Source organism: Neoroseomonas soli, assembly GCF_018129065.1.
Lineage (GTDB): Bacteria > Pseudomonadota > Alphaproteobacteria > Acetobacterales > Acetobacteraceae > Neoroseomonas > Neoroseomonas soli.
This window is the reverse complement of the sequence record NZ_JAAEDM010000125.1, coordinates 1-9,301: the sequence shown is the minus strand read 5'-3', so window position 1 is coordinate 9,301 and position 9,301 is coordinate 1. Positions and strand designations below refer to the sequence as shown.

Annotated in this window: 10 protein-coding genes and 1 pseudogene; 7 read left to right on the top strand and 4 right to left on the bottom strand. The window is 71.3% G+C overall.

Annotation, left to right across the window (positions count from 1 at the left end):
- Positions 1 to 299: pseudogene (locus GXW76_RS23825) on the top strand (MBL fold metallo-hydrolase); the annotation flags it as partial.
- On the opposite strand, the gene GXW76_RS23820 reads toward GXW76_RS23825, so the two are convergent.
- The 3 genes from GXW76_RS23820 to aceA all read right to left on the bottom strand — a co-directional run bounded on the left by GXW76_RS23820 (position 251) and on the right by aceA (position 2,562).
- Positions 251 to 832, bottom strand: coding sequence for a cytochrome b (locus GXW76_RS23820; RefSeq protein ID WP_211864640.1), 582 nt, complete (start codon positions 830 to 832; stop codon positions 251 to 253). The pseudogene GXW76_RS23825 and the gene GXW76_RS23820 sit on opposite strands and share 49 nt — an antisense overlap.
- A 179-nt stretch (positions 833 to 1,011) precedes the next feature.
- Positions 1,012 to 1,188: a hypothetical protein gene (locus GXW76_RS23815; protein ID WP_211864639.1), complete on the bottom strand. Its 177-nt coding sequence runs from the start codon at positions 1,186 to 1,188 to the stop codon at positions 1,012 to 1,014.
- A gap of 30 nt (positions 1,189 to 1,218) precedes the next feature.
- Positions 1,219 to 2,562, bottom strand: a complete 1,344-nt coding sequence (gene aceA, locus GXW76_RS23810) for an isocitrate lyase (RefSeq protein WP_211864638.1) — start codon at positions 2,560 to 2,562, stop codon at positions 1,219 to 1,221.
- 153 nt (positions 2,563 to 2,715) lie between these two features.
- Here aceA and GXW76_RS23805 point away from each other — a divergent pair, with 153 nt between their 5' ends.
- Positions 2,716 to 4,185 (top strand): helix-turn-helix domain-containing protein, encoded by a 1,470-nt coding sequence (locus tag GXW76_RS23805; protein WP_211864637.1) that lies wholly within the window; start codon positions 2,716 to 2,718, stop codon positions 4,183 to 4,185.
- Here the strand turns inward: GXW76_RS23805 and GXW76_RS23800 are convergent.
- Positions 4,121 to 4,840, bottom strand: a complete 720-nt coding sequence (locus GXW76_RS23800; RefSeq protein WP_211864636.1) for a hypothetical protein — start codon at positions 4,838 to 4,840, stop codon at positions 4,121 to 4,123. The genes GXW76_RS23805 and GXW76_RS23800 overlap by 65 nt on opposite strands.
- Before the next feature lie 244 nt (positions 4,841 to 5,084).
- Between GXW76_RS23800 and gshB the strand changes: the two genes are divergently transcribed.
- From gshB to GXW76_RS23775, 5 genes are all read left to right on the top strand, one after another.
- The gene (gene gshB / locus GXW76_RS23795) at positions 5,085 to 6,041 is read left to right on the top strand and encodes a glutathione synthase (RefSeq protein ID WP_211864635.1); all 957 of its coding nucleotides are present in this window, start codon (positions 5,085 to 5,087) and stop codon (positions 6,039 to 6,041) included.
- A gap of 151 nt (positions 6,042 to 6,192) precedes the next feature.
- The gene (locus GXW76_RS23790; RefSeq protein WP_211864634.1) at positions 6,193 to 6,825 is read left to right on the top strand and encodes a glutathione S-transferase family protein; all 633 of its coding nucleotides are present in this window, start codon (positions 6,193 to 6,195) and stop codon (positions 6,823 to 6,825) included.
- A gap of 7 nt (positions 6,826 to 6,832) precedes the next feature.
- Entirely contained in the window at positions 6,833 to 7,240 is a 408-nt protein-coding gene (locus GXW76_RS23785) for a hypothetical protein (RefSeq protein WP_211864633.1), read from the top strand.
- A 64-nt stretch (positions 7,241 to 7,304) separates the two neighbouring features.
- Positions 7,305 to 8,720 carry a carbohydrate-binding protein gene (locus GXW76_RS23780; protein ID WP_211864632.1) on the top strand — a complete coding sequence of 472 codons (1,416 nt, stop codon included), beginning with the start codon at positions 7,305 to 7,307 and terminating at the stop codon, positions 8,718 to 8,720.
- A gap of 17 nt (positions 8,721 to 8,737) precedes the next feature.
- Positions 8,738 to 9,301, top strand: a 564-nt coding sequence (locus tag GXW76_RS23775) for a hypothetical protein (RefSeq protein WP_211864631.1), incomplete at its 3' end; no start/stop codon positions are given.

Here is a 9,301-nt window from a genome sequence, read left to right as displayed (position 1 = left end):
CGCCGCAGACGCGGCTGTGGATGTGCCACGACTACAAGGCGCCGGGGCGGGATGTCTTCGCCTGGCAGTCGAGCGTCGCCGAGCAGCGCGCGCACAACCCGCATGTGAAGGACGGCGTGACGGAGGACCAGTTCGTCGAGTTCCGCACGAAGCGTGACGCGACGCTGGCCGCGCCGCTGCTGCTGCTGCCCTCGATCCAGGTGAACATCCGCGCCGGGCGGTTTCCCCCGGCGGAGAGCAACGGGGTGCGCTACCTGCTGGTGCCCGTCACGCCGCGCCGGGCGGACGCGCTCGCCTGATCCCCGCGCAGCGGCGACATGCGCGCGGCCACGCCGTCACGCCGCACGAAGGCGTGCCAGAGAACGGCCGCGACATGCAGGACGATGGTGGCAAGCATCAGGTTGGCGAGAAGTTCGTGGATCTCCTTCACCGTGCGGCGCAGGCCGGTGCCGGCGAGGCTGTTCGGCAGCGTCGCCAGGCCCGCGAGATCGAAGGGCACGCGGCCTGTCAGCGCGACGAGGATGCCGCTCACCGGCAGCAGCAGCATCAGGGCATAGAGCAGCAGGTGCGCCGCGAGCGCCAGGCGCTGCTCCCAGACGGGTGCGCCCGGCGCCGGACCTGGGGAGGTGCCGAGCAGCCGCGCCAGGATGCGGGGCAGCAGGAGCGCAAGCACGATGAGGCCGAGCAGCGCATGGGTGCCGACCACCATGGTCTTGGCCGGCCCGCGGCCCAGCGCCTCCGCGAGTTGCATGCCGCCCCAGGCGAGCAGGACGGCAAGCGCCATGGTCCAGTGGAAAAGGATGCCGGGCAGGGAATACCGGGATGCGTGCATAAGGTCCGTCCGCGACGATCAGGGCGGACAGGAACCTCCCATCGTCACGCTGCCATGTCCTTGATGTAACGCAGCATGTCACTCGCGACGCGGTGATCGTCGTGGAACAGGCGATGCCGCCGCGAAGGCGCGGCGGCATCGGGATGGGCGGGGAGGGCAGCCATCCCCGCCGGTTCCGTTCAGTGCGCCGGCCTGCTCCGTTCCTCGCAGGCCCAGCCATGGGTGTGGACCAGGCCCTCATCGCGCTCTTCGGCCGGGGCCGGGATCACCTGGGGCCGCGGCTGGGCCGGATGGGGCGGTTCGGTGGCCCAGCGGTGGGCGTGCACCAGGCCATCATCGTGGCGGTCGTCGCTCATGGATCGTCTCCTCGTTCTCGCTCGGCTGGGTCAGTGCGCCGGCTGCGGCGTCTTGCTGTCGTGGAACTGCGCGGCCTCGGTGGAGTGCGTCATCGCGGTGGTGCTCGCCTGGCCCCCCGAGGCTGCCATCGCCACCGCGTCGAAGTAGGACACGCCGACCTCGCGCTGGTGGCGGACGGCGGTGAAGCCCTCGGCCTCGGCCGCGAATTCGGCCTGCTGAAGTTCACTGTAGGCGCCCATGCCGCGCTCGGCGTAGCCGCGGGCCAGCTTGAACATCGACAGGTTCAGGCTGTGGAAGCCGGCGAGGGTGACGAACTGGAACTTGTAGCCCATGGCGCCGATCTCGCGCTGGAACTTCGCCGCGGCCTCGACGCCCATCTTCCGCTGCCAGTTGAAGGACGGGCTGCAGTTGTAGGCGAGCATCTTGCCGGGGAATTCGCGATGAATGGCCTCGGCGAACTCGCGCGCATCGTCGAGGTCGGGATCCGAGGTCTCCCACCACAGCAGGTCGGCATAGGGTGCGTAGGCCAGGCTGCGCGCGATGGCGTATTGCTTGCCCACTCCCGGCTTGATGCGGAAGAAGCCTTCCGGCGTGCGGTCGCCGCTGATGAAGGGGCGGTCGCGCTCGTCCACGTCGGCGGTCAGGAGTTGCGCGGATTCCGCGTCGGTGCGGCAGAGCAGGACGGTCGGCACGCCTTCCACGTCGGCGGCGAGCCGCGCGGCGTTCAGCGTGCGGATGTGCTGGCTGATCGGCACCAGCACCTTGCCGCCAAGGTGGCCGCACTTCTTCTCGGACGCGAGCTGGTCCTCGAAGTGCACGCCGGCCGCGCCCGCCTCGATCATCGCGCGCATCAGTTCATAGGCGTTGAGCGCGCCGCCGAAGCCGGCCTCGGCATCGGCGATGACCGGCGCCATGTAATGCGTGCGGTCATCGGCCTTGCCGTCGAGGCGTTCCATCGTCGCGATCTGGTCGGCGCGGCGCAGCGAGGCGTTGATGCGGCTGATCACCTTCGGCACGGAATCGACCGGGTAGAGCGACTGGTCCGGGTACATCTGCCCGGCACTGTTCGCATCCGCGGCCACCTGCCAGCCGGAGAGGTAGATCGCCTTCAGACCGGCCTTCACCTGCTGCAGCGCCTGCATGCCGGTCAGCGCGCCGAGCGTGTTCACGAAGGGCTCGGACTTCAGCAATTCCCACAGCCGGCGAGCGCCGTTCTCGGCAAGCGTGTGGCGAACGCGGAAGGAGCCGGCGATGCGGGCGACATCGGCCTCGGTATAGTCGCGGCGGATGCCGGCGAAGCGGTGCGGATCCTGCGGCGGAAGCGAGCCGCCGGTGCCGTCGGGCGCGAAGCAAGGGGTGATGGTCGGGCGCATCGTGATCCTCGGAGTGCGTTCGGCCGGTGCATCCGGCGCCCGTGAATAATTCACATTGCATCGCCGAAGTTCACCAGCGATCTTGGGTGCGGCGCAGCAAGAACGTGCAGTTCTTCACCGTCGCAGCGCCGGTTTTGTGAAGGGTGTAAAACCATGGCGCGCCCCCTGATCGGCCGCACCGTCCGCCGCCTGCGGAGCGAGCGCGGGCTTACGCAGCAGGCGCTCGCCACCCGGCTCGGCATCTCCGCCAGCTACCTGAACCTCATCGAGCACGACCAGCGCGCGGTGACGGCCTCCCTGCTGATCAAGCTGACCGAGACGCTCGGCGTCGAGCTCGCGGCGCTGTCGGGCAGCGCGGAGCGGCAGTTGGAATCCGGACTGCGGGAAGTGCTGTCCGATCCGATGCTCGGTCTCGAGGCGGTGCCGGAGGAGGAGGTGACGTCGCTCGCCGCCTCGGCGCCCAATGTGGCGCGCGCGGTGCTTGCGCTGTATCGCGCCTGGCGCGTGGCGCGGGAGGATTCGTCCGGGATCGCCTTGCCGACGGGTCGCCGCATCCTGCTGCCGAACGAGGAGACGCGCGACTTCTTCCACGACCGCGCCAACCACTTCCCCGTGCTGGAAGCGGCGGCGGAGGCGATCGGGCGCGAACTCGGCGCACGTCCTGCCGAGATGAACCACGCCATCGCCGAACGCCTGCGGCGCGTGCACGGCCTGTCGGTGCATGTCGGGCCGCTGGAGGGCGCGCTGCGCCGGCACGATGCGGCGGCGCGGGCGCTCTACCTCTCGGAATCCCTGCCGCGCGAGAGCCGCGGCTTCCAGATGGCCTTCACCCTGATGCTGCTGGAAGCGCGCGAGGCCGTGGAAGCGGCGACGGCCGGCGCCGAGCCATCGACGCCCGAAGCGGCGCAGATGATCCGCATCGGGCTGCTGAACTACGCCGCCGCCGCGCTGCTGATGCCCTACGCGCCCTATCTCGCCGCTGCGCGGGAACTGCGCCACGACATCGAGGCGCTGGCCGCGCGCTTCGGCGTCTCCTTCGAACAGGCGGCGCAGCGGCTGTCCACCTTGCAGCGGGAAGGCGCGCGCGGCGTGCCCTTCTTCTTCCTGCGCGTCGATCCGGCGGGCAATGTCGGCAAGCGCTTTTCCGCGGCGGGCTTTCCCTTCGCGCGCTTCGGCGGGTCCTGCCCGCGCTGGGTGGTGCACGAAGCCTTCGCCACGCCGGGCCGCATCCGCGTGCAGGTCGCGCGCCTGCCGGACGGCGCCACCTTCCTGACGGTCGCGCGCAGCGTGCAAGGGCCTGCGGCGCATTGGGGCGAGCCGCAGCCCGTGCATGTCGTGGCGATGGGCTGCGATATCTCCCGCGCGCCGGACCTCGTCTATGCGGACGGGCTCGACCTGGAGGCGGCGGCAGTAGGCATCGGGCTCTCCTGCCGGCTCTGCGACCGGGCGGATTGCCGCAGCCGCGCCTTTCCGCCGCTCGAGCACCGGCTGGTGCTCGATCCCTCGGTGGAGGACGCGGCGCCCTATCGATTCGAGACGGCGGCGCGGTCGGCGCCGATCACGCCAGCGCCCAATCCCCCCCCAGGGCGGGCCACGGCCAGGCGGTCGTCTCCGGTTCGTTGAGAGGCTCCTCGGGGACCGGCTCCGCCTCGGCCGGGGCCAGGCCCGCGAGGGTCGCGAGGAAAAGGTCCGGATCCTCCGCGATGCCAGGGTCGAGGCCGAGTGCGGCCACGACCTCGGCGCGCGTCGCCAGGTCAGGCACGGGCGGCGGGCCGGCATGGGCGGCGAGGATGGCGTCGAGTTCCTCGATGGTGGGGAAGGCGTCCTCCGGGACGCGGTGGGCCGGCGGGCCGGCGACCTCCTCGGTCGGCGTGCCGGCCGGGGCATCCGGATCGCCGGTCGGGGCAGCAGGAACGGAGCCGGCCGGCGCGGTGGCGGGCGGCATCGGTGCCTGGGCCGCCTGGACGGGGTCGGGCATTGCGGCGGCCACCACGAGGAAACCGCGCGATGGTGCCGGACCGGCGTCGGTGGTGTCCGGCGGCGCTTCCGCCGCTGGCGCGGCCGCATCAACGACGCTGCCTGCCGTCACGGTGAAGGTGCCCGGCACGAGGAACCACTCCTCCGCCGGCTGCACCGACGGCGGTGCAGGCAGGTCGGCCAGGATCGCCTGGAAGGCGGGCATCGGCGTGATCGCCAGGATCTCGCCCTGCAGCGCCCAGGCGGGCGGCGGCTCCCCAGGCAGGGGCGAGGGCAGGATGAAGGGCGGCAACCGGGACATGGCGCATCTCGACGGATCGGGAGGGCGCGGCGTCCTGCCGCATTGCGCCCCGCGGGCGGGGCTTAACGATGTGGAAACCTATGCCACAGCCACGCAGGAACTTAACCGGAAATCGTACGATCTTAACTAAAAACAACCATTAGTTGAGCGCGCGATACGCCACCTGTCCCCTGGCGCATTCCGTCGGGCGATGGCACGACGTCCCCAAGCGGTCCCTCCCGGACCAGGATCAGGAAGCGCGCTCATGACCCGCAGCCTTCGCGTCGCGGTCCAGATGGACCCGATCGAGACCATCAACATCGACGCCGATTCCACCTTCGTCCTGATGCTGGAGGCGCAGGCGCGTGGCCATGCGCTCTGGCACTACCATGTGCGCGACCTGGCGCTGCGCGGCGGGCGCGTCACGGCCTGGGCCAAGCCCGTCACTGTACGGCGGGAGAAGGGCAACCACTTCACCTTCGGGCCGGAGGAGGAACTCGACCTCGGCACCGGCGCCGACGTGGTGCTGATGCGCCAGGATCCGCCCTTCGACATGGCCTACATCACGGCTACGCACATCCTGGAACACATCCACCCGAAGACGCTGGTGGTGAACGACCCGGCCGAGGTGCGCAACGCGCCGGAGAAGCTGTTCGTCACGCATTTCCCGGACCTGATGCCGGTCACGCTCGTCACCTCGGACCGGCGGCGCATCGCGGATTTCCGGCGCGAGCACGGCGACATCATCGTCAAGCCGCTGTTCGGCAATGGCGGCGCGGGCGTCTTCCACCTGCGGTCGGACGACCCGAACATGAACGCGCTGGTCGAGATGTTCACCGAGCGGTCCCGCGAACCGCTGGTGATCCAGAAGTACGTCCCCGCGGTGCGCGAGGGCGACAAGCGCATCATCCTGGTGGACGGCGTCGCCATGGGCGCGATCAACCGCGTGCCGGCGGCAGGCGAGGCGCGGTCGAACATGCATGTCGGCGGCCGCCCCGAACCGACGAAGCTGACCGACCGCGAGAAGGAGATCTGCGAGGCGATCGGGCCGGAACTGAGCAAGCGCGGGATGATCTTCGTCGGCATCGACGTGATCGGTGGCTACCTCACCGAGATCAACGTGACCTCGCCCACCGGATTGCAGGAGATCGCGCGCTTCGACGGCGTGCATCTCGAGAAGGCGATCTGGGACGCGATCGAGGCGCGCGTTCCGGCGCGGTGAAGAATGCGGGGGAGGAGAACCTCCCCCGCTCCCCCTCCCTTTTCTGTCTTCTTGGCGCCGCCCTCCGCTGTCAGTCTCCAATTTCCAAAGAAGGTTGAGGGGGATGCGGGGGGAGAAGTTCTCTTCTCCCCCCGCCCTTCAGGGGGAACGGATGCTGAAGCTCTGGGGCCGGGTGAACTCGGTCAACGTCAAGAAGGTGCTGTGGATGCTCGACGAGCTCGGGCTTCCCTACGACCGCAGCGATGCCGGCATGGAACATGGCGTGGTCAACACGCCCGCCTACCGCGCCATGAACCCCAACGGCCGTGTCCCCACGATCGAGGATGACGGCTTCGTGCTGTGGGAATCGAACTCCATCCTGCGCTACCTGGCGATGAAGCACGGCAGCGTACTCTATCCCGCCGACCCGGCCGCGCGCGCCAGCGCCGACCGCTGGATGGACTGGCAGCTTTCGACGCTGAGTCCGGCGGAACGCAACCTCTTCTGGGGCCTGGTGCGCACGCCGCCGGAGAAGCGCGACATGGCGTCCGTCATGGCTGCGGCGAAGGCGGCGGGCGAATGCTGGGCGATGCTCGACGCGCACATCGCGCGTCATGGCGGGCCGTATGTGGATGGCGCGGCGATGACGATCGCGGACATCGTGCTGGGCTGCTACGCGCGCCGCTGGTTCGGGCAGGAAGTGCGCGTCGAGGGCATGCCGCACTTCCCCGCGCTCGCCGCGTGGTACGCCGCGATCGGCGCGCGGCCAGGCTTCCAGCGCTGGGTCGCGGTGCCGATGAGCTGAGTCGGCGATGCCGGACGCGGAACGCGAGCGCCGCATCGCCGCGGCGCGGGACTGGGCGAGACGCAACCTCGACCGCACGCCGTTCGGGGAGGCGCTGGCGCGCCGCACCTGGCGCCGGCTGGTGAACAGCGCGGTGGACAGCGGGCTGATCCACGAATTCCATCGCGACTATTGCGGCCATGGGCTGCTGCGCACGGCGGCGGGCGTGAAACTGTGCGAGATCCAGGACGGGCATTTCGGCGGCCCGCCCATCGCGGAATGGACGTGCGAGGAAGACTTCGTCGCCTTCTTCGCCCGGCAATCGGACTGGACATGCTCCGGCATGGAACCGGCCGAACCCGTGTTCTTCACCGAGGACGAGTGGGCGCGCTGCAACCAGCGCCTGAAGCGCGAGCACCTGGAACGCTTCGCCTGACCCGCCGGCCGCTGATTGCGGCAGATCAACATGGCGTGAACCATGCGCGCGCAGCCTCCGCGGCATGAGGAAGGTCCAGGCAGGATCGAGGCCGCACCGGACGCATGCGCGCCGTGCCGCCCTCGTGGCAACCGCGCTGCTGCTCGCCGGCTGCGAAACCCTCGTGCGGCATGGCGAGGTGGTGACGCGCTACGCGCCCGCGACATGGGCGGGGGGTGCCTCGCTGGTGATCGCGCGCGTGACGGTTTCGCCCGGCGCTGCCGCGGGACAGCGGATGCTCGCCGGGGCGGAGTTGGCCGCCTTCGGCGCCGGCCGGCAGGGAGAGCCGGCCGGCGCCGAGACAGGCCCGCTCTCGGTCCCGCCGACGCGCGAGGCCGGCGCCGAAGGCTGGGCGAACCTGACGCTGCCGCCCGGGCGCCACGTGCTGCGGCTGCGCGCGGCCTATGGCCTGTCGGATGGCGGTGAGCGCAGCTTCGCCATCACCGTGCCGGCAACGCCCCGCACGCTCTACATCGGCACCTTCCGCGTCACCTGCGCCGGCGTGCCCGCCGTCGGCGGCTGCCGCATCGAACCGGAACCGGCGGACGAGACCGAGGCCGCGGCCGCCATGCTTGCCGCGCACCACCCCGGCGCGGGCGCGCCGCTTCGCGCTTTGGCGCGACCCTATCCCGGGCGGCTCGACGCAGCCGGCCTGGCTCCGCCGGGCGGGGTGCAGATCGGCGTGGACACGGCGGCGTGGATGGCCTCGATCGACTGGGACGCGGTCGCCGCCTCCATGCCGCGGCCGGACCAGGCGCAGCCCAACGCGCCGCGCAGCGAGCGATGGCCGGAGGAGCAGCCGCTCCTGCGCCCCGTCAGCATGAACTTCAGTTCCTCGGGTTCCGGCGCCGGCATCATCTTCCTGCCGGCGGCCATCGTGGTGGCGCTGCCGATCGCGCTCGTGATCCATCTGGCGGTGCAGGACCATCGCCAGCGCAGCGCCGAGGCAGGCCTGCGCGCAGCGCAGGAAGCCCGCCGCACCATGGACGCCGCACAGGAGCAATGGGGCGAATGTGCGCGGGGGATCGCGGCGACCCTCTCGCCGGCCTCGGTCGAGGGCCACCTGCACACGGCGCTGCCGCCACCGCGCGTGGCGCCGGCAGGGCCTTGGCGGGCGGCGGTGCGCCGCGTCCTGCTGCGCCAGTGCGGCGAGCCGACGGCGAACCGGCACGGCGTCGAGGTCACCACCCGCTGGACCGCGCAGCGCGCAGGGGAGGCGGAGCCTGCCTTCGACGCCATGTTCACCCGCAGCGTCGCCGGCGCGACCCCGGACCCGCGGCTGGTCCATGCTCGCCGCCCGCCCTGGGAATTGCCGGTGGCGACCGAGGCCGCCTGCCGGCCGCTCGCCGACTATTGTGGCGCGGGCGGGTCCGCGCTGCTGCTGGAGGACGTTGTGCGCGGCGTGACCGAGGCGCGCGACGCCGTCGCGGCCGCACGATGAGCATGGATGAGCGAAGGATGACACCAGCCTCGTCCCCACTGCGTCGCACCGGCGCGCGGCGGGCGCGGCGCGCCGCCGCGATCGGCACGGCGGGCAGCCTGCTCTCCGCCTGCGTCCAGCAAAGCGGCCCGGTGCCCATCACCACCGGCGAAATCCGCCGCGCCGCAACAGCCGGGGAGACCCTGGTGGTGGCGCGCTTCCGCCCCCTGGTGAACGTCGCCGCGACCCCCGCCGAAGAACCGGCCATGGGGGGAAAGCCCGCCGCCCTGCCGCGCGCGGGCAGCGCAGGTGCCGACCATCCCCGGGCGACCGCCTGGCGCATCGAGGATGGCCGTCCTGCGGACATCGGCGGCTCCTCGCCATCGGAGGCGGGCGGGGTCGAGGGCTGGATCGCGCAGCCCCTGCCGCCCGGCAGCTACTTCATGCAGTTCCTCCCCGCCTATGGCTTCCCGGGCCAGCCCGGACAGGGATTCACCTTCGCCGTGCCGCCAGGCGGCGGCGTGACCTACATCGGCAGTTTCGGGGGCAATTGCGGCGGGCCGGGGTCGGCCCCCTGCGACCCGCGCGCCGCACCGGTGGCG